This is a genomic window from Cupriavidus sp. BIS7 (assembly GCF_000292345.1).
Taxonomy (GTDB): domain Bacteria; phylum Pseudomonadota; class Gammaproteobacteria; order Burkholderiales; family Burkholderiaceae; genus Cupriavidus.
This window is the reverse complement of record NZ_ALOU01000020.1, coordinates 45,214-65,278: the sequence shown is the minus strand read 5'-3', so window position 1 is coordinate 65,278 and position 20,065 is coordinate 45,214. Positions and strand designations below refer to the sequence as shown.

Sequence of the window (20,065 nt, the reverse complement as noted above, 5' to 3'; positions counted from 1 at the left end):
GAGATCCACCCGTGAAATACAAGATCCACCACAAGACCGTCTACCGTTACAGCGAGCCGGTGCGCCGCAGCGTGCATGAACTGCGCCTGGCGCCGCGTAGCGGCCCGCTGCAATCCGTGCAGGCCTGGGAGCTTTCCGCGCCCGGCAACCTCTCCGAAGCGCGTGACGGCTTCGGCAACATCGTCCACAACTTCACCATGGCCGGGCCGGCCCACACGATTTCGATCGCCGCCACAGGCGAGGTCGAGGTCAGGCTCGCACAGGGCGATGGCGGCCATCATGGCTTCCATGATCTGCCCGACTCGGGCGAATCGCGCGTGTCTCCGCTCTACTTCACGACGGGCACGCCGTTGACCCATGCGCCTGCGGACATGCAGATGTTCGCGGCGCCGTACCTGACGGCAGGCCATGCCGTACCGGCTTTGCTGGCACTGGCCGGCGGCATTGCCGACCGCGTCCGGTACAAGGCCAACACGACCAATGTCGGCACGTCGGCCGCCGATGCGTTCCGGCTGGGCAGTGGCGTGTGCCAGGACCAGGCGCAGGTAATGGTGGCGGCATGCCGCGCGTTCGGTATTCCGGCCCGCTATGTCAGTGGCTACTTCTACGACGCGGCCGCCACGTCGCTGGCCAGCCATGCCTGGACCGACGTCTGCCTGGATGCCGGGCGCGGACTCTGGTGCAGCATCGACGTCACGCACCGTTGCATCACGGACGGCCGGCATGTGCGCCTTGCAGTGGGGCGCGACTACGCATCGGCCGCACCAATCCGGGGCATTCTCGAAGGCGGGGCGGGCGAGACCATGGAAGTCGATATCGCCATCACGCCCGTCTCCTGAGCGTTTTCGACTCACTTCTTCCGCAGCGCCGGAGAGGGGAGGAAACCTTCGGTTTTTCGAGGCACGCAGGCGCTGGCCGGCACGCTAGAATGGGGCCTTGCCGTCGCGCCCCAATTCCCCGATCTCATGACGTACTGCGTAGCCATGCGGCTGGATGCCGGCCTGGTATTCCTGTCCGATTCCCGTACCAATGCCGGCGTGGATGCCATTTCCACGGCGCGCAAGATGACCGTGTTCGAGGAGCCGGGCGACCGCGTCATGGTGTTGCTGACGGCTGGCAATCTGGCCATCAGTCAATCGGTGCGCCAATGTCTGGCCGAGGCGCGCGACGAGAAGCGCTCGCTGTGGACCGCACGCGACATGTTCGAGGCCGCCACGATCGTTGGCGAGGCCGTGCGCACCGTACACAAGCGCGACGCCCACGCAATGCGCGAGGCAGGCATCGAATTCAGCGTCAACCTGATCTTCGGCGGCCAGATCCGCGGCGAACGCACGCGACTGTTCAACGTCTACGCGGCCGGCAATTTCGTCGAGGCCACTCCCGAGAACTGCTATTTCCAGATTGGCGAGGCCAAGTATGGCAAGCCGATCGTCGACCGCGTGATCACCCCGTCGCTGCCGTTGGGCGAGGCGGCCAAGTGTGCGCTGGTCTCGATGGATTCGACATTGAAGTCGAACATTTCCGTGGGCCTGCCGCTCGACCTGCTGGTCTACGAGGCCGACTCGCTGCGTGTGACGCGCTTCGTCAATATCGACGAGAAGAACGCGTATTTCCGCATGATCCGCGATACCTGGGGGCAGCGTCTGCGCCAGGTGTTCGGTGAGATCGCCAATCCCGAATGGGATGCCAACACGCCAGCCGAATTCCCGCTGGCGCGCGATGAAGCCGACCGCTGGGGCCAGCCGGTGCGTGCCCGCCGCGATCGTAGCTGAATCCCCCCTTCGACCTCTTTCATTGCTGCCTGCCGCCATGCGCGACATCCTGCTGTTTTCCCACGCCAACGGTTTTCCGGTGCCAACCTACCGCAAGCTGTTCGGCGCCCTTGAGGACACCTTCGAGATCCGCGCCGTCGAGCGCTATGGCCACGACCCGAAGTTCCCGGTGACGCGCGAATGGCCGCACCTGGTGGACGAACTGCTCGAAGAGTTGGACCGTGCGGAGCAGGGCGGTGCCGACTCACGCAAGGTCTGGCTGGTCGGGCATTCGCTGGGCGGATTCCTGTCGCTGATGGCGGCGCTGCGCCGGCCGCAGCGCGTGCGCGGCGTGGTGATGCTCGATTCGCCGATCATCGCAGGCTGGAAAGCCTCGCTCGTGCGCGCATCCCAGATGCTGGGACTCGACGAAAAGCCGGGCCCGGCCGCCGTGACCAAGAACCGGCGCACCCACTGGCCTGACACCGAATCCGTCTGGACCCATTTCCACGCCAAACGCAATTTCAGGGCATGGGACCCCGAAGTGCTGCGCGATTACGCCGAGCACGGCACCGAACCCACTGGCCTGGCCAACGAACGGAAGCTGCGCTTCGACCGCGAGGTCGAATACTGGATCTACCGGACTCTGCCGACCAGCCTTGGCCGCAAGGTGGCGCGTGGCGCGCCGGTGCCGGTCGGCTTTGTCGCCGGCACGCGCTCGCGCGAGGTGAGGCAGGCGGGGATCGGCCCCACGCGCAAGCTGGTGGGCGAACATCTGCGCTATATCGAGGGCGGTCACCTGTATCCGATGGAGCGGCCGCTGGAGACGGCCGGAGTGATAAGCGAGTTGATCGACGACATGCGCAAGGCGGGCATTTAGGTCCCGAGGAGGGCGGCGGTGCGGCGCATGCGCCGCAAGCCAGGCTTGGGCGCATCCGGCGCCAATCCTGGGGTGCCCGGGTGCCGGGCTGACACGCCGTTGTCACAAATTCTGAGGCGTCGGCGGTCGGGGTCTCATGTATAATCCCGATTTCCCCGGCAAGCTCGGTTTATGACCAAATTCGTCTTCGTCACCGGTGGTGTCGTCTCTTCCCTCGGCAAGGGCATCGCTGCTGCTTCCCTCGCGGCCATTCTCGAGTCGCGCGGCCTCAAAGTCACCCTCCTCAAGCTCGATCCCTACATCAACGTCGATCCCGGCACGATGAGCCCCTTCCAGCATGGCGAGGTGTTCGTGACCGAAGATGGCGCGGAAACCGACCTCGACCTGGGCCACTACGAGCGCTTCGTGTCGGCCAAGATGCGGAAGTCGAACAACTTCACGACGGGCCAGATCTACGAGTCGGTGATCCGCAAGGAGCGCCGCGGCGAGTACCTCGGCAAGACCGTGCAGGTCATTCCCCACATCACCAACGAAATCCAGGCTTTCGTCGAGCGTGGCGCTGCCGCGTCGCACGATGGCAAGGCCGATGTGGCGCTGGTTGAAATCGGCGGCACGGTGGGCGATATCGAATCGCTGCCGTTCCTGGAAGCCGCGCGTCAAATGAGCCTGCGCATGGGCCGCAACCACTGCGCGTTCGTGCACCTGACACTGGTGCCGTTCATCGCCAGCGCCGGCGAACTCAAGACCAAGCCGACCCAGCACTCGGTGCAGAAGCTCCGCGAAATCGGTATTTCGCCGACCGCGCTGCTGTGCCGCGCCGATCGCCCGATTCCGGACGACGAGCGCGCGAAGATTTCGCTGTTCGCCAATATCCCGCAGGACGCCGTGATCTCGGTGTGGGATGCCGACAGCATCTACAAGATCCCGCAGATGCTCAACGAGCAGGGCCTTGACCGCCTGATCTGCGAGGAACTGCGCCTCGATCCGAAGCCGGCTGACCTGTCGATGTGGCAGAAGCTGGTCAACGCGCAGGAAAACCCCGAACACGAAATCACGATCGGCATGGTTGGCAAGTACGTCGACCTGACCGAGTCGTACAAGTCGCTGATCGAAGCGCTGCGCCACGCCGGCATGCACACTGCCACGCGCGTGAACATCGAGTACATCGATTCGGAAGAACTCGAATCGGGCCACCTCGAAGTGCTGCAACCGCTGGACGCCATCCTGGTGCCGGGCGGTTTCGGCAAGCGCGGCACGGAAGGCAAGATCCGCGCGATCCAGTACGCTCGCGAGAACAAGGTGCCTTACCTGGGCATCTGCCTGGGCATGCAGCTGGCCGTGATCGAATTCGCACGCGACGTGGCGGGCATGAAGGACGCCAATTCGACCGAATTCAACCTTGAGACCGAACACCCCGTGGTGGCACTGATCACCGAATGGGTGGACCGTGAAGGCAAGGTGGAACAACGTTCGGCCGAATCCGACCTCGGCGGCACGATGCGCCTGGGTGCGCAGCGCGTGCCGGTCCATCCGGGCACCAAGGCCGCGCAGATCTATGGCGCCGAAGTCAACGAGCGTCACCGTCACCGCTACGAGGTCAACAATCACTACGTGCCCCAGCTCGAAAAGAGCGGCATGGTGATCTCGGCACGTACGCCGACGGAGAACCTGCCGGAGATGATGGAGCTGCCGGAGTCGATGCACCCGTGGTTCGTCGGCGTGCAGTTCCACCCGGAATTCACCTCGACGCCGCGCGATGGCCATCCGCTGTTCAAGGCCTACGTGGAAGCCGCGCTGGCTTCGCAGCGCAAGGGCGCCTGACGCGTGGCGACGAAGGAGACAGCCATGAAACTGTGTGGATTCGAAGCCGGCCTCGACAAGCCGTTCTTTCTGATCGCCGGCCCGTGCGTGATCGAGTCCGAGCAGATGGCGCTCGATACCGCTGGCGAACTGAAGGCGATCACCGGTGAACTGGGTATCCCGTTCATCTACAAGTCGTCGTTCGACAAGGCCAACCGGTCGTCAGGCAAGACGTTCCGCGGCCTCGGCATGGAGAAGGGTCTGGAGATCCTGGCTACCGTGAAGCGCGAGATCGGCGTGCCGGTGCTGACAGACGTGCACGAGATCGACGAGATCAAGCCGGTGGCCGCCGTGGTCGATGTGCTGCAGACGCCGGCGTTCCTGTGCCGCCAGACCGATTTCATCCGTGCGTGCGCCCAGAGCGGCCGCCCGGTGAACATCAAGAAGGGACAGTTCCTGGCGCCGCACGACATGAAGAACGTGATCGACAAGGCGCGTGACGCGGCCCGCGAGGCTGGTCTGCCCGACGACGTGTTCATGGCCTGCGAGCGTGGCGTTTCCTTCGGCTACAACAACCTTGTGTCCGACATGCGCTCGCTGGCGATCATGCGCGAGACGGGCGCCCCGGTGGTGTTCGATGCCACGCACTCGGTGCAGTTGCCGGGCGGGCAGGGCACCAGTTCGGGCGGCCAGCGCGAGTTCGTGCCGGTGCTGTCGCGCGCCGCCGTGGCCACGGGCGTGGCGGGTCTGTTCATGGAGACCCATCCCGATCCGAGCAAGGCGATGTCGGACGGCCCCAACGCCGTGCCGCTGTCGCGCATGAAGGAACTGCTGACCGTGCTGCGCGATCTCGACAGCCTGGTCAAGCGTGCTGGCTTCCTGGAAGACAACTTCGGCTGGCCGGCCTGCGCCTGAGCCTGCCAAGGTAACCACCGCCCGCGCCTGACGCGGGCGGTGTCGCTTCTGGTACCGATGGCGGGTCGTCCGGATCAATCCTGACGAAACGGTATCGAAAGACAATACAAAACCTTCGGAGATAGCAAATGGCAGCCGGCTTTATCATCGCGTACGTTGATGTGACCGACCCCCAGCAGTACGAGCAGTACAAGGTGCTTTCCTCGAAGGCCATGCAGGCGCACGGCGCCGAAGTGCTGGTGCGGGGCGGGAAGACCGAGCCGCTCGAGGGCGAATGGGCGCCCACGCGCGTCGTGGTGCTGAAGTTCCCGAGCTATGAGGCCGCAAAGGCCTTCCATGTCAGCGAAGAGTATCTGGCCGCACGCAAGTCGCGAGAGCACGCGGCAAAGATGAACATGATCGTCGTCGAGGGCGCCTGACTTATTTGTCGGGCATCCTTGGTCGGTAGATTGGCAGAGATAAACAGTCCAGAGAGGAAATATGAGTGCAATCGTAGATATCATCGGTCGCGAGGTTCTCGACTCGCGCGGCAATCCCACCGTCGAGTGCGACGTGCTGCTGGAGTCGGGCGTGATGGGCCGTGCCGCCGTGCCGTCGGGCGCGTCGACCGGTTCGCGCGAGGCCATCGAACTGCGTGACGGCGACAAGTCGCGTTACCTGGGCAAGGGCGTGCTGAAGGCCGTCGAGCACATCAACACCGAGATCTCCGAAGCGATCATGGGCCTGGACGCCTCCGAGCAGGCATTCCTGGACCGCACGCTGATCGAACTGGACGGCACCGAGAACAAGGGCCGCCTGGGCGCCAACGCCATGCTGGCCGTGTCGATGGCCGTGGCCAAGGCCGCCGCCGAGGAAGCCGGCCTGCCGCTGTACCGCTACTTCGGCGGTTCGGGCGCGATGCAGATGCCGGTGCCGATGATGAACATCGTCAACGGTGGCGCGCACGCCAACAACAGCCTGGACATCCAGGAATTCATGATCATGCCCGTGTCGCAGACCAGCTTCCGTGAAGCCCTGCGTTGCGGCGCCGAAGTGTTCCACGCGCTGAAGAAGATCCTGGCCGACAAGGGCATGTCCACCGCCGTCGGCGACGAAGGCGGCTTCGCCCCGAACTTCTCGTCGAACGAGGAATGCCTGAACACGGTCGTGCAGGCCATCGAGAAGGCTGGCTACAAGGCCGGCGAGGACGTGCTGCTGGCGCTGGACTGCGCCGCGAGCGAGTTCTACCACGAAGCCGAAGACGTGTACGCGCTGGAAGGCGAAGGCCTGAAGCTGACGTCGACGCAGTTCGCCGACTACCTGGCCAACCTGTGCGACAAGTTCCCGATCGTGTCGATCGAGGACGGCATGGCCGAAGGCGACTGGGAAGGCTGGAAGACGCTGACCGACAAGCTGGGCAAGCGCGTGCAGCTGGTGGGTGACGACCTGTTCGTGACCAACACCAAGATCCTGAAGGAAGGCATCGATAAGGGCATCGGCAACTCGATCCTGATCAAGATCAACCAGATCGGTACGCTGACCGAGACGTTCGCCGCCATCGAAATGGCCAAGCGCGCTGGCTACACCGCCGTGATCTCGCACCGTTCGGGCGAGACCGAGGACAGCACGATTGCCGACATCGCCGTGGGCACCAACGCCGGCCAGATCAAGACCGGTTCGCTGTCGCGTTCGGACCGTATCGCCAAGTACAACCAGCTGATCCGCATCGAGGAAGATCTGGGCGATATCGCTACGTACCCGGGCAAGAGCGCGTTCTACAACCTGCGCTAACAAGCCGGTTGGGGCTCTGAATCCCAGAAAGATGGCGCCGCCTCGGGCAACCGGGCGGCGCCATTTTGTTGTCAAGTTCGGGACTGTTGTGCCGTTGTTGCGCCGTTGTTGCGCTTTGTATCGTCTTTTGTTTTGCAATCTTTGGCGGCATGGTGGATCATTGGTGCCGGCAGAAACGCCCAGAAACCGCCAATTCATCCTTTCCCTAGCGCCTGTTCGCCCCGATGCGCCTGATTTCCCTGCTGCTGTTCGTGCTGCTGCTTGCCATCCAGTATCCGCTCTGGCTGGGCAAGGGCGGTTGGCTGCGTGTGTGGGACCTGAATCGTCAGGTCAACGAGCAGACCGTGCATAACCAGGCGCTCAAGCTGCGCAATGCCAAGCTGGAAGGGGAAGTGAAGGATCTCCAGGACGGCACGGGCGCCATCGAGGAACGTGCCCGTTATGAGTTGGGCATGGTCAAGGACGGGGAAGTCTTCGTCCAGTTCGTGGCTCCGGCACCGAAGGTCAGCGCCACGCCGCCACTGCCGCCGCCGGCAAACTCGGTAGCTGGCCGCGGGGGGCACTGAAGCACCGCTCGCTTCAGAGTACGTTTCGAGTACGTTTCGAGTACGTTTCGCCCCGGCTCCTGGCGGTAGTTCCTAGTACCAGTACGGGTAACCGCCCCATCCCCAGCCGGGTGAGCTGACACCCACGCCGCCACCCCAGTGGCCGCCGCCCCAGCCACCGTAGAACAGGCTCCAGTTCGTCGTCGGATACGCGTAGCCGCGCGCCCAGGCCGCCTCGGCCTGCTGTTGGTTCGAAATCGACATCGCTTGCTCGCGCAGTACCTCGCGGTTCAACTCCGAGAGCTTCTGTCTCTCCTCGTCCGTAAGCGGTGCAGGTGGAATCGAATTTGGCTCCAGCCGGACGGTTGCCGGGACGCCGTTAGCGTCGCGCGGCACGGGCGCCGCGCAACCAGCGATCATGGCAGCCGCCGCTATTGCCGCGGCCAGCCAGGGCAGTGCGTTGGAGCGATGGATCGTAGTCATGTCGGCCTCCGAGCGGCGCCTGGACATCAAGAATGCTCTTGGACCCAGCACACGGTGCGTGTGGTTCCGCGCATAACGCTGCGCGTGCCCGAACTCGCTTTTTCTCCCCTCTCCCGCCATGCGCATGGCGGGAGAGGGGAGAAAACCGGACTCTCAATGCTGCTGCTGCGCGCCTTCGCCGGCCCCGGTTGCCACTGCCGCAGTGAAAAGTTGCGCCGCGTCCACCGGATCGAACGTGTAGCGCTGGCCGCAGAAGTCGCAATGGATCTCCACATCGCCGCGCTCGGCAATGATGCTCTCGATCTCGGCCTGGCCCAGCGATTGCAGCATGCCCGCCACCTTTGCGCGCGAGCACGAGCATTGGAAATGCGGTGTCATCGGCTCGAACACGCGCAGGCCGGCGTTCTGCAGTTCTTCCCAGAACAGGCGGCGCAGCAGCGTCTCGGGCGTTTCCGCCAGCAGTTCTTCGTCCTTGAGCGTGGCGCCAAGCTGGCACGCGCGATCCCAGGTGTCCAGATCCTGTGCCTGCACATCCTCGGCCAGCGGCGAGCCGGTTTCGCCCACCTGTGCCTCGATCGTGCCGCCGTACGACGGCAACTTCTGCAGCAGCATGCCGGCAGCCACCTGTTCGTTCGAAGCCAGCCACAGGCGGGTGTCGAGCTGCTCGGACGCTTGCATGTAGTGTTCGAGCACCGCAGTCATTGAATCGAGCGGGCCGGTTTCGTCGGCAAGCGGCACGATGCCCTGGTAGGGCTGCTGGCCCGGCAGCTTGTCCTGCGGATCGAGCGTGATGGCAAAGCGGCCATGGCCGTGCGCGTTGACCAGTTGCGCCAGCGTGGCGTCTTCGGCAATCGTCGCGCCCTCGGCGATCTTGGCCGTCGCGCGCAGCGACAGGTCGGACAGGCACTCGACCACAAGCATGCGGACCGGGCCATCGCCATGCAGCTGCATCACCAGCGCGCCGTTGAACTTCAGGTTGGCCGATAGCAGCGCCGCGGCCGCCATCATCTCGCCCAGCAGGCGCCGCACCGGTGCCGGGTAGGCCTGGCGGTCCAGCACCTCTTGCCAGGTGGCCTCCATGCGCACCAGCTCGCCGCGCACGGGGGCCGCGTCGAACAGGAATTTCTGGAGGGTGTCGGGATTGGATGTAGCGGTCACGGTTCTATCAGTCTTCGGTTAATCCGGCGTATCAGCCGATACGCTTCAGTTCGGTCTTGTACATGGCCTGCCGCGTCGCATACGTTTCGGCATTGCGGTAGAGGTTGGCCACGTCAGCATCAGTCAGTTCGCGCACCACCTTGGCGGGCGCACCCAGGATCAGCGAGCGGTCCGGGAATACCTTGTTCTCGGTCACCACGGCACCGGCGCCAACCAGGCATTCCTTGCCGATTACGGCACCATTGAGCACCACGGCCTGAATGCCAATCAGCGAGCCATCGCCAACGGTGCAGCCATGCAGCATGGCCTGGTGGCCGACGGAAACCTTGTTGCCGAGCGTCAGCGGACGGCCCGGGTCGGTGTGCAGCACAGACCCTTCCTGGATATTCGTATCCTCGCCCACCACGATCGGTTCGTTGTCGCCGCGAATCACCACGCCGGGCCAGGCGCTTGCGCGCGACTTCAGCGTCACGTTGCCGATGACTGTGGCTTCCGCTGCCACGTAGGCATCTTCGTGAATGGTCGGGGCGATTTCGCCGAGCTGGTAAAGCGCCATGGGGTCTCCTGCCTGAAGCAATGTAGGTAATTGGGGATGGCCGTCCCGATTAAAAGAGCCTGTTCCTGTGCACCGGCGTGGCGCCGGCGAAGCTCTACAATGGCGGCTTGCCGGATTTTACGCCTATGCCAGTCATCGCACCCGCCGAGATCGCCGATTCGCCACTTTCCGCGCGCCGCCAGGCGCTGGCGGTGCTATGCATGACCGATGCCAGGGCTAAGGCCGCGGCGGCGCGTGCGCTTTTTGCCGCGCTGCTCGCCGATGAGAACACCGTAGTCGATCCCGATGAAGTCCTTGTGGCGGAAGCCGGTGCAGTGCCGGGACGTCCGGCGCGGCCCGAACTGGTGCCGCCGGTGCGTGTGGGGCGCCGGCGGTCGATCCACACCACGGCAGGCCGCGCGAACATGATCCATGCGTTGTGCCACATCGAGTTCAACGCGATCAACCTGGCGCTCGATGCGGTCTGGCGGTTCTCCGGCATGCCGGCGGACTACTACGCCGACTGGCTGCGCGTGGCAGACGAAGAGGCGTATCACTTCACGCTGCTGGCCGATCATCTGGAAACGCTTGGCGCGAGCTACGGTGATTTCCCCGCCCACAACAGCCTCTGGGAGATGACCGACAAGACGGCCGGCGACGTGCTCGCGCGCATGGCGCTCGTGCCACGCACGATGGAAGCGCGCGGGCTCGATGCCTCTCCGCCGGTGCGCGCCAAGCTGGCCGAGGCCGGCGATGCAGCGGCCGCGGCGATCATCGACATCATCCTGCGCGACGAGGTGGGGCACGTGGCGATCGGCAACCGCTGGTACCGCTGGCTGTGCACGCAGCGCGGCCTCGACCCCGTTGCCACCTATGCGCAGCTCGCCGAACAGTACCGCGCGCCGAAGCTGCGCGGCCCGTTCAATCTCGACGCCCGGCGCGCAGCCGGTTTCGACGAGGACGAGCTGGCCTGGCTGGAAGCGTCCGCACGCTAGCCGGCGCTCTTTAGCCGGCGTTCTTTGCCGCGCGGTCCTGCTCCAGCAGCCGCAGTACGCGGCGCTGGATCTTGCCGGTGGTCGTCATCGGCAACTGGTCGATAAACTCGATTGCCTTCGGATACTCGTACGGCGCCAGTTGCCCTCGCACATGCTGCTGCAGTTCGGCGATCAACGCGGCATCGTTGTCGAAGGACCGCGCCACCGATGGCGTCAGCACGATGAACGCCTTGACGATCGCACCGCGCTCTGGGTCCGGGGACGGCACCACCGCGCAGTTCGACACCGCCGGATGCTTGAGCAGGCAGTTCTCGATCTCGCTCGGCCCGATGCGGTATCCCGATGACTTGAACACGTCGTCGGCCCGGCCCTGATACCAGAGATAACCATCCGCATCGATCCTTGCCAGGTCGCCGGTACGGCACCAGCGCAGCCCGTCGTACTCCGAATACTTGGCCGCCGTGGCTGCCTCGTTCTTCCAGTAGCCGAGAAAGAACACCGGATCGGGATGGCCGTGGATATCGGTGGCGCAGACCGCGACCTCGCCGTCCTCGCCCGGCGGGCACGGACGGCCGTCCTCGTCGATCACGGCGACGCGATGGCCGGGGTAGGGCCGGCCCATCGAACCCGGCCGCGCGGGCCAGCCGAGCCGGTTTTCGTTGTACTGCGCGGTGCAGTTGCCGACGATGTAGTTGATCTCGGTCTGGCCAAACATTTCGTTGACGATCACGCCGAGTGCGTCGCGGCACCACGTGAAGACCGTTTCGCCCACGGCCTCGCCGGCACTCATGATCGCGCGCAGCTTGAGCCGATAGTGCTCCGATGGCGACACGCATGCCTTCATCATTTGCTTGAGCGCGGTCGGGAACAGGAACGTGTTGGTGACGCCATAGCGTTCGAGCAGCTCGAACGCGCGCTCGGCCGAGAAACGCCCCTGGTACCCCACGATGGGGCGGCCGAAGTAGAGCGCCGGCATCAGCGCATCCCACAGGCCACCGGTCCAGGCCCAGTCAGCAGGGCTCCAGAACACGTCGTCATCCTGCGGATACCAGTTCTGCGAACAGACAAAGCCAGTCAGGTTGCCGATCAGCGCGCGGTGCGGGATCACCGCGCCCTTGGGCGGGCCGGTGGTGCCGCTCGTGTAGATCAGCACGGCGGCCTCGTCGGCCTTGGTCTGCTCGGCCGTGAACTCGGGGATCTGCGCTGCCAGCAGCGCGTCCCAGTCCAGGTCGCCGCGGCCCGTTGCATCGCCCACGCCGATCACCGTCTTCAGCGTCGGGCATCCGGGGCGGGCGGCCAGCACGTTGTCGATCGAGGTTTCGTCGGCGATCGCCACGCGCGTTTCACTGTGGTCGATCCGGTAGGACAGCGCTTCGGGGCCGAACAGCATCGACAGCGGCATGGCCACCGCGCCTAGCTGGTAGACGGCCATCCCGGCGATCACGGTCTCGATGCGCTGGGGCATTACGATCGCCACGCGGTCGCCGCGTTGTACGCCAAGGTCACGCAACGCGCGCGACAGCCGATTCGCCTCGGCCTGAATATGTGCGTACGTATGGGAGCCGCGCCGGCCGTCTTCGTGCTCGGTGTAGACCGCGACACGATGCATCGTGGCCGGATCGCGCGCCCAGCGGCCGCAGCAGACTTCGGCCAGGTTGAAGTATTCGGGCACGTCCCAGTGGAATGATTCATGCAGCGTGCGATAGTCGTCACGCCGCGTGGCCGGCAAGGCGGTCATCCGGTTGTCTCCAGTTTGCTGGTTGCGTTCGGATTGCATCGTTATGGCTATAATCGGCAAACGAACGATCGTTCTATTTTTATCCGGGCCGCCGCGTGGCCATATCCCCATATCCCGCGCGCGCGCCAGAAGACCCGGGCACAGAGGGTAGAGACCATGACCATTACGGAAACCTCGCGTTCCGAATTTATCACGCTGCGCGGCCTTCGCACGCACGTGCGCCATTGGGGGCAGCCCGGCGCGCCCAAGCTGTTCATGCTGCATGGGTGGATGGATGTCGCGGCGTCGTTCCAGTTCCTGGTGGATGCGTTCCAGCGTGACTGGCATGTGATTGCGATGGACTGGCGCGGCTTTGGCGAATCCGATTTTCCAACGCGTTATCCGGGCACCACGTCGTACTGGTTCCCCGACTACGTGGCCGACCTTGAAGCGCTGCTGGACCACTACCAGCCTGACGGCCAGGTTGACCTGGTGGGGCACAGCATGGGCGCCAACGTGGCCTGCATCTATGCCGGCGTGCGTTCGGAACGCGTGCGGCGTGTCGTGGACCTGGAAGGGTTCGGGCTGACCCGCACGCGCCCGGAACAGGCGCCGGGCCGTCTGGCGCGCTGGCTCGACGAGTTGCGCGAGCCACCGGTGCTGAAGACCTACGACAGCGAGGCCGCCGTGGCGGCTCGGCTGCAGAAAACCAATCCGCGCCTGCCCGACGACCGCGCCGCGTTCCTGGCCGCTCACTGGTCACGCCGCAATGCCGATGGCCAGTGGGAGGTTCTTGGCGATGCCGCCCACAAGATGACCAACCCGACGCTCTACCGCGTCGACGAGATCATGGCGATCTGGGAGAAGGTGACGGCGCCGGTGCTGCACGTGGAGGCACGCAATTCACCAACGCTCGCGCATATCGCACACAAGCAGAGCATCGAGGAATTCAGGGAGCGCTTCCGGGCATTTCCCGACTTCCGCGAGGTGTACGTCGATGATGCGGGGCACATGCTGCATCACGACCAGCCCGCGGTGGTGGCAAAGCTGATCGAGGACTTCCTGGGTTAAGTGTTTTCTCCCCTCTCCCGCATGCGGGAGAGGGGAGCAGCGCCCAAGGGGAAATCAACCGTGCGTGAGCTTCTCCTTGAGCGCGGCGTTGTTGCTCGTATGCACGTGCACCAGTGATTTGTCGGGGAACGCATAGTGGTAGGCGCGGCGCAGCGCCAATGCGGCTTCGTGGAAGCCCGACAGAATCAGCTTCTGCTTGTTCGGATAGAACACGATATCGCCCGCGGCGAAGATGCCTCGGCGAGAGCTTTCATAGGTTGTGGTGTCGACAGCGATGCGGCCCGCGCGCATGTCCATGTCCCACTGGGCGATCGGGCCCGCCTCGGATACCAGGCCGTACAGCGCCACCAGCTCATCGGCCGCGATCGTCTGCTCGCCGTCCCGCGTCTTGATGACGGCCCCGGTCAGCGCGCCAGCGCCATCGGTCTGCAGGCTGCCGAGCATGCCCACTACAAAGTCCATTTCGCCAGCTTCCACCGCCGCCCGCATCGCGTTGACCGAGTGGTCCGCCGCGCGGAAGCCCTCGCGCCGGTGCAGCAGCGTAACGTGTGCAGCCGTCTTGCGTAGCGCCATCGCCCAGTCGAGCGCCGAATCGCCGCCGCCAGCCACGATCACGCGTTTGCCGGCAAAGCGCGAGACATCGCGTACCGCATAGTGAACATGGCGGTCCTCCAGCGCGGTCGCTTCAGGCAACGCTACGCGCTGCGGCGCAAACGCACCGGCGCCCGCGCAAATCAGTACCGCCGCCACGTCGAAGCGCTTGCCCGCGTCAGTGGTTACCAGCAGGCGCGGATGGCCGTTCGCGCCAGTGGTTTCACTGACCGATTCGGCGCGCTGGCTGAAATGCATCGGGAACGCGAATGGCGCGCACTGCTCCAGCAGGCGGTCAACCAGTTCCTGGGCAAGGCAGCCCGGCACTGCAGGAATGTCGTAGATCGGTTTCTCGGGATACAACTCGGTGCACTGGCCACCCGCGCGGTCGAGTACATCGACGATTTCGCATTTCAACCCCAGCACGCCAGCCTGGAACGCCGCGAACAGCCCCACCGGACCGGCCCCTACGATCAACACGTCGGTCTGGATGGTCTCTGGTGTGGTGGCGGGCGTGGTCGGCATGGCGGGAACGGTTGCGAATCGGGTCATGAATGTCCCCATCATACCGTGCGTGCCCGTGCAATCCGGGCACGCCACCGTTGGCGGCAGGGCTAAAAAACCCTGTCAGGAGTAGAATGATCACCATGAAAAGCCCCCACACCATCAACGCCGATCTGCACTGCCATTCCACCGTGTCCGACGGCCTATTGTCGCCGTCAGACGTGGCTGCGCGCGCGCATGCAGGGGGCGTGGAGTTCTGGTCGCTGACCGACCACGACGAGGTGGGCGGGCAGGCCGAGGCGCGCTGCGCAGCAGAAGCGCTTGGCATGCGCTATGTGCCGGGCGTGGAGATCTCGGTGACGTGGGCGGGGCAGACCGTCCATATCGTCGGCCTGCAGATCGACCCTTCCCACCCCGAATTGATCGACGGCCTTGCTAAAACGCGCGATGGCCGCGCGCGCCGCGCGCAGGACATCGGCGAGGCGCTGGCAAAGATCGGCATTTCGGGCGCATACGAGGGCGCGCTGCGCTACGTCGGCAATCCCGACCTGATTTCGCGGACGCACTTCGCCCGTTGGCTGGTCGACGAAGGGCGTTGCGCCACGATTGGCGATGTGTTCAGCGAGTACCTGTCCGAAGGCCGTCCCGGCTTTGTGCCGCACCGCTGGGCGAAGCTGGCAGAAGCAGTGGGCTGGATCCGCACCGCCGGCGGCATTCCGGTGATGGCACATCCAGGCCGCTACAACTACACCGAAACCCAGCACGATGCGCTGTTCGACGAGTTCACGCAGCTTGGCGGCCGGGCCGTCGAGGTTGTGACGGGCAGCCACACGCCAGACCAGTTCCGCCGCTATGCCAATGTGGCGCGCCACTACGGCCTGCTGGCTTCGCGCGGTTCCGATTTCCATGGCCCCGGCGAGGGGCGCGTGGAACTGGGTGCGCTGCCCCCGCTGCCGGCGGACGTCACGCCGGTCTGGCACGACTGGTAAGCGTCCTGATAACAAGCGCCCTCACGGCCAGGCCTACATGTCCCAATACTTCGAAATCCATCCAGACAATCCGCAGGCGCGGCTCATCAAACAGGCGGCCCAGATCGTACGGCAGGGCGGGCTGATCGCACTGCCCACAGACTCCAGCTATGCGCTGGCCTGCCAGCTCGACGACAAATCCGCGGTCGAGCAATTGCGCCGTCTGCGTGAGATCGACGAAAAGCATCACCTGACGCTGATGTGCAGTGACCTGTCCGAACTCGGCAACTTCGCGCGGGTGGACAACCGCCAGTACCGCTGGATCAAGGGCGCCACCCCTGGGCCGTACGTGTTCATCCTGGAGGCCACCAAGGAAGTGCCGCGCAGGCTGTCGCACCCCGCGCGCAAGACGATCGGCGTGCGCGTGCCTGACCATGCAATTCCATTGGCGCTTGTGGCCGAACTGGGGCAGCCGCTGATCTCGGCCACGTTGCAAATGCCCGGTGACGATGCGCCGATGAACGATCCGTCCGAGATTCGGGCACGTCTGGAGAAACGGCTGGACCTGGTGATCTGCGGCGGCCCGGCGCCGGCCCAGCCGACCACGGTGATCGACCTGACCAGCGGCGAGCCGGAGCTTGTCCGCGCCGGCCGGGGCGATGTCGAACGTTTTGGATTGAACGCGTCAGACCTCGCCACGATCTGACACATATTAGACAGCTTCGCGGGCACGTTGCCCGATAGAATAGCCCGCATGGATTCCTCCCTGATTCAGACCGTCGCGGTCTACGCTCTGCCAGTTCTGCTTGCCATTACGCTGCACGAGGCCGCGCATGGCTATGTGGCGCGGATTTTCGGCGATAACACGGCATACATGCTTGGCCGCGTCAGCCTGAATCCGCTGCGTCATGTCGACCCGATCGGCACGGTGGCCGTGCCGCTGCTGATGTATTTCCTGACCAAGGGCCAGTTCGTGTTCGGCTTTGCGAAGCCGGTGCCCGTGGCGTTCAACCACCTGCGCAACCCGCGCTGGCACGGCATGTGGGTAGCGCTTGCGGGCCCTGGCAGCAACATCGTGCAGGCACTCCTCTGGGCGATCGTGGCGGTCGGACTTGCGTGGCTGCAGATAGTGGGGTCGTTCTGGAACGAGATGGCGCGTGCCGGCGTGATCGTCAACGTGGTCATGGCCGCATTCAATCTGTTCCCGATTCCGCCGCTCGACGGTGGCCGTGTGCTGACGGCCCTGCTGCCGCAGCGCATCGCGCCATTTGTGAGCCGCATCGAACCGTTTGGCATTTTCATCGTGCTGGCGCTGGTGGCCGCCAATGTGATCACGGATTTCTGGATGCGCCCCGTGATGACCGCGTTGCTCTCCATCGTCGAACTGATGCTGCGCCCGGTCATGTGGCTGCTGCACTGATTACCTTCCCAAATCGCATGTCCCTGATGCATCCACCCCTTGCCGCGCCGTCTTCGTGGATCACGCGCTGGGCGCACCTGATCCGGCCCGGCGGCCGCGTGCTCGACCTCGCCTGCGGCAGCGGTCGCCATGCGATATGGCTGACGGCGCAGGGATTTTCCGTACTAGGCGTCGATCGCGATGCCGAGGCCATTGCGGGGTTGCCATCCGGCATCGAGGGGCGCGTGGCGGACCTTGAGCAAGGTGCCTGGCCGTTGGCCGATGCCGGCCGGTTCGACGCCGTGGTGGTTGCGAACTATCTGCATCGTCCGCTCTGGCCGCACCTGCTGGAGGCGCTGGCGCCCGGCGGGGTGCTGCTCTATGAGACTTTCGCGGCGGGCAACGAGACGGTGGGCAAGCCGTCGCGCCCCGATTTCCTGCTCCGCCCCGGCGAATTGCTCGATGTGGCGCATGGCGCGCTGCGCGTAGTGGGATACGAGGACGGCACGCTTGAAGTGCCGCGTACGGCGTTCGTGCAGCGGATATGTGCGGTGCGCGAAGCCCCGGGCGCAGCGGACGGCACCGCGCCGCCGCGTTACCTGCTGCCGGCCTGACCCACGGCTTTTGGTGTCAGCGCGGCGCAGCCTTCACACGTTACGCACGCTAACGTTTTCCCTCACTCCGGGGGTGTCCGGACGGCCTGACGGTTCCGGTACAATCTCGGTTGTTCGAATTTCCGAATTCCTGAGCTATGACACAGATTACCGGCAGCATCGTGGCCATCGTCACCCCGATGCATGAGGATGGCAGCCTGGACTTTCCGGCCCTGCGCGCCCTCATCGACTGGCACGCGGCGGAAGGCACCGATGGCATCGTGATCGTGGGTACCACGGGCGAATCGCCGACGGTCAACGTGGATGAGCATTGCGAGTTGATCCGCGTCGCCGTCGAGCAATCCGCGGGCCGTGTGCCGATCATCGCCGGCACGGGTGGCAACTCCACCAGCGAAGCCATCGAGCTGACCGCCTTTGCCAAGAAGGTCGGTGCCGATGCATCGCTGCAGGTCGTGCCCTACTACAACAAGCCGACGCAGGAAGGCATGTACCGCCATTTCCGCACGATCGCGGAAGCGGTGGAACTGCCGGTGCTGCTGTACAACGTTCCCGGCCGTACGGTTGCTGATATGAGCAACGACACGATCCTGCGTCTGGCGCAGGTGCCGGGTATCGTTGGCGTCAAGGAAGCAACCGGTAATATCGACCGTGCCGCGCAACTGATCAAGGACGCGCCGGAAGGCTTCGCCATCTACAGTGGCGACGACCCCACCGCCGTGGCGCTGATCCTGCTGGGCGGCCATGGCAATATCTCGGTCACCGCAAACGTAGCCCCGCGCAAGATGCACGAGATGTGCGTCGCCGCGCTCAAGGGCGACGTGGTGACGGCGCGCCGCCTGCACATGGAACTGATCGACCTCAACCGTGCGATGTTCGTCGAGGCCAATCCGATCCCCGTGAAGTGGGCGCTTCAGCAAATGGGCAAGATGGAAGGCGGTATCCGCCTGCCGCTGACCCCGCTGGCCGAAGGCCAGCACGAAACCGTGCGCCGCGCGCTCGCCGCCGCTGGCCTGCTTGGCTAAGACTTACCGGCTCACATGCGGCGATGTGCCGATTCTTGAAACCAGGATTACGTGTCAATGAAACAGAAGCTTAACCGTCGCGGCGCGACGCAGATCCGCCGTGTCGCAGTGGTTGCGCCCGTGCTGGCGCTGTCGCTGATTGCCGGCTGCAGCAGCATCAATGAAGCGATGCAGCCCGACAAGATCGACTACAAGTCCCAGGGCAAGAAGACCGCATCGCTCGATATTCCGCCGGACCTGACCAAGCTCGAAGGCGACCGCCGCTACACGGTGCCTGACGCCGCGGGTACGTCGACGCTGTCGAACTACAGCCAGGCCACCAAGACGCGCGAAGCGTCGCCGACCGACAACGTGCTGCCGAACGCGCAGGGCATCCGCATGGAGCGTGATGGCAACCAGCGCTGGCTCGTGATCAGCAATGGCATGCGTGCCGATCAGCTGTGGGAGTCGCTGCGCGGCTTCTGGCAGGAGAACGGCTTCCTGCTGACGCAGGACTCGCCCGAGACCGGCATCATGGAAACGGACTGGGCCGAAAATCGCGCCAAGATTCCGCAGGACTTCATCCGCAACACGATTGGCAAGGTGTTCGACGGCCTGTATTCGACCTCCGAGCGTGACAAGTTCCGTACGCGCGTGGAGCGCTCGCAGAACGGCCAGCTCGAAGTGTTCATCAGCCACCGTGGCGCGCAGGAGCAGCTGACGGGCGTGGACAAGTCCCAGACGGTCTGGACGCCGCGCCCGGCCGATCCGGAGCTCGAAGCCGAATTCCTGTCGCGTCTGGCACAACGCCTGGGCGTGCAGAAGGAACAGGCCGACCAGATGGCCAAGAATCCGACCGCCGTGGGTAACGGCGCGACGGCAGCTGCCCAGCCGGCAGCGCCTTCGGGCACTGCATCGGGTATCGGCGCAGCTGCGGCCACCGGCGCGGCAACTGCTGGCAGCGGCAAGTCGTTGCTGTCGCAGGTCAATGGCGCTCCGGCGCTGCAACTGCCTGAGCCGTTTGACCGCGCCTGGCGCTCGGTTGGCCTGTCGCTTGATCGCGTGAACTTCACGGTTGAAGATCGTGACCGCGCGCAAGGCCTGTACTACGTGCGCTATGTCGATCCGAAGACCACTGTGGATGATCGCGGCTTCTTCGGTAAGCTCTTCACCAAGCCCAATGACGGCAAGACTGCGAAGAAGTATCGCGTGGCGCTGAAGGGCAACGGTACGGGTACCACGGTGACGGTGCAGAACGACGCCGGCCAGCCGGAGAACACCGAAATCGGCAAGCGTATCCTGACCCTGCTCGACGAACAGCTGCGTTGATGTTCGTCCCTGGCGGGCACATGGCACCGACGGCGTCTG

The 20,065-nt window shown here is 64.7% G+C and carries 21 protein-coding genes; 16 read left to right on the top strand and 5 right to left on the bottom strand.

The annotated features are described in order from the left end of the window. Positions 1-11 precede the first annotated feature (11 nt). The 8 genes from B552_RS0108300 to ftsB all read left to right on the top strand — a co-directional run bounded on the left by B552_RS0108300 (position 12) and on the right by ftsB (position 7,682). Positions 12-839 carry a transglutaminase family protein gene (locus B552_RS0108300; RefSeq protein ID WP_019448538.1) on the top strand — a complete coding sequence of 276 codons (828 nt, stop codon included), beginning with the start codon at positions 12-14 and terminating at the stop codon, positions 837-839. A gap of 126 nt (positions 840-965) precedes the next feature. After that, on the top strand, positions 966-1,772 hold the full coding sequence (locus B552_RS0108295; protein ID WP_193352177.1) for a peptidase: 807 nt from the start codon (positions 966-968) through the stop codon (positions 1,770-1,772). Positions 1,773-1,809: 37 nt separating this feature from the next. Beyond that, complete coding sequence (locus B552_RS0108290) at positions 1,810-2,631, top strand: alpha/beta hydrolase (protein WP_026035452.1); 822 nt, start codon at positions 1,810-1,812, stop codon at positions 2,629-2,631. A 171-nt stretch (positions 2,632-2,802) separates the two neighbouring features. After that, positions 2,803-4,452, top strand: a complete 1,650-nt coding sequence (locus B552_RS0108285; protein ID WP_019448535.1) for a CTP synthase — start codon at positions 2,803-2,805, stop codon at positions 4,450-4,452. Positions 4,453-4,476: 24 nt separating this feature from the next. Further along, entirely contained in the window at positions 4,477-5,346 is an 870-nt protein-coding gene (gene kdsA, locus B552_RS0108280; RefSeq protein WP_019448534.1) for a 3-deoxy-8-phosphooctulonate synthase, read from the top strand. Positions 5,347-5,474: 128 nt separating this feature from the next. Beyond that, the gene (locus tag B552_RS0108275; protein ID WP_019448533.1) at positions 5,475-5,765 is read left to right on the top strand and encodes a DUF1330 domain-containing protein; all 291 of its coding nucleotides are present in this window, start codon (positions 5,475-5,477) and stop codon (positions 5,763-5,765) included. 61 nt (positions 5,766-5,826) lie between these two features. Beyond that, positions 5,827-7,116, top strand: coding sequence for a phosphopyruvate hydratase (gene eno, locus B552_RS0108270; protein WP_019448532.1), 1,290 nt, complete (start codon positions 5,827-5,829; stop codon positions 7,114-7,116). A gap of 224 nt (positions 7,117-7,340) precedes the next feature. Continuing rightward, on the top strand, positions 7,341-7,682 hold the full coding sequence (gene ftsB / locus B552_RS0108265; protein WP_019448531.1) for a cell division protein FtsB: 342 nt from the start codon (positions 7,341-7,343) through the stop codon (positions 7,680-7,682). 72 nt (positions 7,683-7,754) lie between these two features. Here the strand turns inward: ftsB and B552_RS0108260 are convergent, their stop codons facing one another. The 3 genes from B552_RS0108260 to B552_RS0108250 all read right to left on the bottom strand — a co-directional run bounded on the left by B552_RS0108260 (position 7,755) and on the right by B552_RS0108250 (position 9,858). Next, positions 7,755-8,144, bottom strand: coding sequence for a hypothetical protein (locus B552_RS0108260; protein ID WP_019448530.1), 390 nt, complete (start codon positions 8,142-8,144; stop codon positions 7,755-7,757). Between the two features lie 153 nt (positions 8,145-8,297). Next, positions 8,298-9,302 carry an Hsp33 family molecular chaperone HslO gene (locus tag B552_RS0108255; protein WP_019448529.1) on the bottom strand — a complete coding sequence of 335 codons (1,005 nt, stop codon included), beginning with the start codon at positions 9,300-9,302 and terminating at the stop codon, positions 8,298-8,300. Positions 9,303-9,333: 31 nt separating this feature from the next. Beyond that, positions 9,334-9,858, bottom strand: a complete 525-nt coding sequence (locus B552_RS0108250; RefSeq protein WP_019448528.1) for a gamma carbonic anhydrase family protein — start codon at positions 9,856-9,858, stop codon at positions 9,334-9,336. Between the two features lie 125 nt (positions 9,859-9,983). Between B552_RS0108250 and B552_RS0108245 the strand changes: the two genes are divergently transcribed. Then, a complete protein-coding gene (locus tag B552_RS0108245) occupies positions 9,984-10,832 on the top strand; it encodes a ferritin-like domain-containing protein (protein WP_019448527.1) in 849 nt (282 codons plus the stop codon). Positions 10,833-10,842: 10 nt separating this feature from the next. Here B552_RS0108245 and B552_RS0108240 read toward each other — a convergent pair whose 3' ends face one another. Beyond that, positions 10,843-12,570: an AMP-binding protein gene (locus B552_RS0108240; RefSeq protein WP_019448526.1), complete on the bottom strand. Its 1,728-nt coding sequence runs from the start codon at positions 12,568-12,570 to the stop codon at positions 10,843-10,845. A gap of 156 nt (positions 12,571-12,726) precedes the next feature. On the opposite strand from B552_RS0108240, the gene B552_RS0108235 reads away from it, so the two are divergent. Continuing rightward, positions 12,727-13,620, top strand: a complete 894-nt coding sequence (locus B552_RS0108235) for an alpha/beta hydrolase (protein ID WP_019448525.1) — start codon at positions 12,727-12,729, stop codon at positions 13,618-13,620. Positions 13,621-13,674: 54 nt separating this feature from the next. On the opposite strand, the gene B552_RS0108230 is transcribed toward B552_RS0108235, so the two are convergent. After that, positions 13,675-14,736, bottom strand: coding sequence for an NAD(P)/FAD-dependent oxidoreductase (locus B552_RS0108230; RefSeq protein WP_026035450.1), 1,062 nt, complete (start codon positions 14,734-14,736; stop codon positions 13,675-13,677). A 122-nt stretch (positions 14,737-14,858) separates the two neighbouring features. Between B552_RS0108230 and B552_RS0108225 the strand changes: the two genes are divergently transcribed. The 6 genes from B552_RS0108225 to bamC all read left to right on the top strand — a co-directional run bounded on the left by B552_RS0108225 (position 14,859) and on the right by bamC (position 20,026). Next, a complete protein-coding gene (locus tag B552_RS0108225) occupies positions 14,859-15,704 on the top strand; it encodes a 3',5'-nucleoside bisphosphate phosphatase (RefSeq protein ID WP_083860261.1) in 846 nt (281 codons plus the stop codon). 37 nt (positions 15,705-15,741) lie between these two features. Continuing rightward, entirely contained in the window at positions 15,742-16,389 is a 648-nt protein-coding gene (locus B552_RS0108220) for an L-threonylcarbamoyladenylate synthase (protein ID WP_019448522.1), read from the top strand. 48 nt (positions 16,390-16,437) lie between these two features. Further along, positions 16,438-17,103 carry a site-2 protease family protein gene (locus B552_RS0108215; RefSeq protein ID WP_019448521.1) on the top strand — a complete coding sequence of 222 codons (666 nt, stop codon included), beginning with the start codon at positions 16,438-16,440 and terminating at the stop codon, positions 17,101-17,103. Between the two features lie 17 nt (positions 17,104-17,120). Then, on the top strand, positions 17,121-17,696 hold the full coding sequence (locus B552_RS0108210) for a class I SAM-dependent methyltransferase (protein WP_019448520.1): 576 nt from the start codon (positions 17,121-17,123) through the stop codon (positions 17,694-17,696). Between the two features lie 137 nt (positions 17,697-17,833). Beyond that, a complete protein-coding gene (gene dapA, locus B552_RS0108205) occupies positions 17,834-18,718 on the top strand; it encodes a 4-hydroxy-tetrahydrodipicolinate synthase (protein WP_019448519.1) in 885 nt (294 codons plus the stop codon). 57 nt (positions 18,719-18,775) lie between these two features. Then, positions 18,776-20,026, top strand: a complete 1,251-nt coding sequence (gene bamC, locus B552_RS0108200; RefSeq protein WP_019448518.1) for an outer membrane protein assembly factor BamC — start codon at positions 18,776-18,778, stop codon at positions 20,024-20,026. The last annotated feature ends 39 nt before the right edge of the window (positions 20,027-20,065 follow it).

Coding starts and splice junctions, on each gene's coding strand:
- B552_RS0108295 (WP_193352177.1), top strand. CDS start 966: ATGACGTACTGCGTAGCCATGCGGCTGGATGCCGGCCTGGTATTCCTG.
- B552_RS0108290 (WP_026035452.1), top strand. CDS start 1,810: ATGCGCGACATCCTGCTGTTTTCCCACGCCAACGGTTTTCCGGTGCCA.
- B552_RS0108285 (WP_019448535.1), top strand. CDS start 2,803: ATGACCAAATTCGTCTTCGTCACCGGTGGTGTCGTCTCTTCCCTCGGC.
- kdsA (WP_019448534.1), top strand. CDS start 4,477: ATGAAACTGTGTGGATTCGAAGCCGGCCTCGACAAGCCGTTCTTTCTG.
- B552_RS0108275 (WP_019448533.1), top strand. CDS start 5,475: ATGGCAGCCGGCTTTATCATCGCGTACGTTGATGTGACCGACCCCCAG.
- eno (WP_019448532.1), top strand. CDS start 5,827: ATGAGTGCAATCGTAGATATCATCGGTCGCGAGGTTCTCGACTCGCGC.
- ftsB (WP_019448531.1), top strand. CDS start 7,341: ATGCGCCTGATTTCCCTGCTGCTGTTCGTGCTGCTGCTTGCCATCCAG.
- B552_RS0108260 (WP_019448530.1), bottom strand. CDS start 8,144: ATGACTACGATCCATCGCTCCAACGCACTGCCCTGGCTGGCCGCGGCA.
- B552_RS0108250 (WP_019448528.1), bottom strand. CDS start 9,858: ATGGCGCTTTACCAGCTCGGCGAAATCGCCCCGACCATTCACGAAGAT.
- B552_RS0108245 (WP_019448527.1), top strand. CDS start 9,984: ATGCCAGTCATCGCACCCGCCGAGATCGCCGATTCGCCACTTTCCGCG.
- B552_RS0108240 (WP_019448526.1), bottom strand. CDS start 12,570: ATGACCGCCTTGCCGGCCACGCGGCGTGACGACTATCGCACGCTGCAT.
- B552_RS0108235 (WP_019448525.1), top strand. CDS start 12,727: ATGACCATTACGGAAACCTCGCGTTCCGAATTTATCACGCTGCGCGGC.
- B552_RS0108230 (WP_026035450.1), bottom strand. CDS start 14,736: ATGCCGACCACGCCCGCCACCACACCAGAGACCATCCAGACCGACGTG.
- B552_RS0108225 (WP_083860261.1), top strand. CDS start 14,859: ATGAAAAGCCCCCACACCATCAACGCCGATCTGCACTGCCATTCCACC.
- B552_RS0108220 (WP_019448522.1), top strand. CDS start 15,742: ATGTCCCAATACTTCGAAATCCATCCAGACAATCCGCAGGCGCGGCTC.
- B552_RS0108215 (WP_019448521.1), top strand. CDS start 16,438: ATGGATTCCTCCCTGATTCAGACCGTCGCGGTCTACGCTCTGCCAGTT.
- B552_RS0108210 (WP_019448520.1), top strand. CDS start 17,121: ATGTCCCTGATGCATCCACCCCTTGCCGCGCCGTCTTCGTGGATCACG.
- dapA (WP_019448519.1), top strand. CDS start 17,834: ATGACACAGATTACCGGCAGCATCGTGGCCATCGTCACCCCGATGCAT.
- bamC (WP_019448518.1), top strand. CDS start 18,776: ATGAAACAGAAGCTTAACCGTCGCGGCGCGACGCAGATCCGCCGTGTC.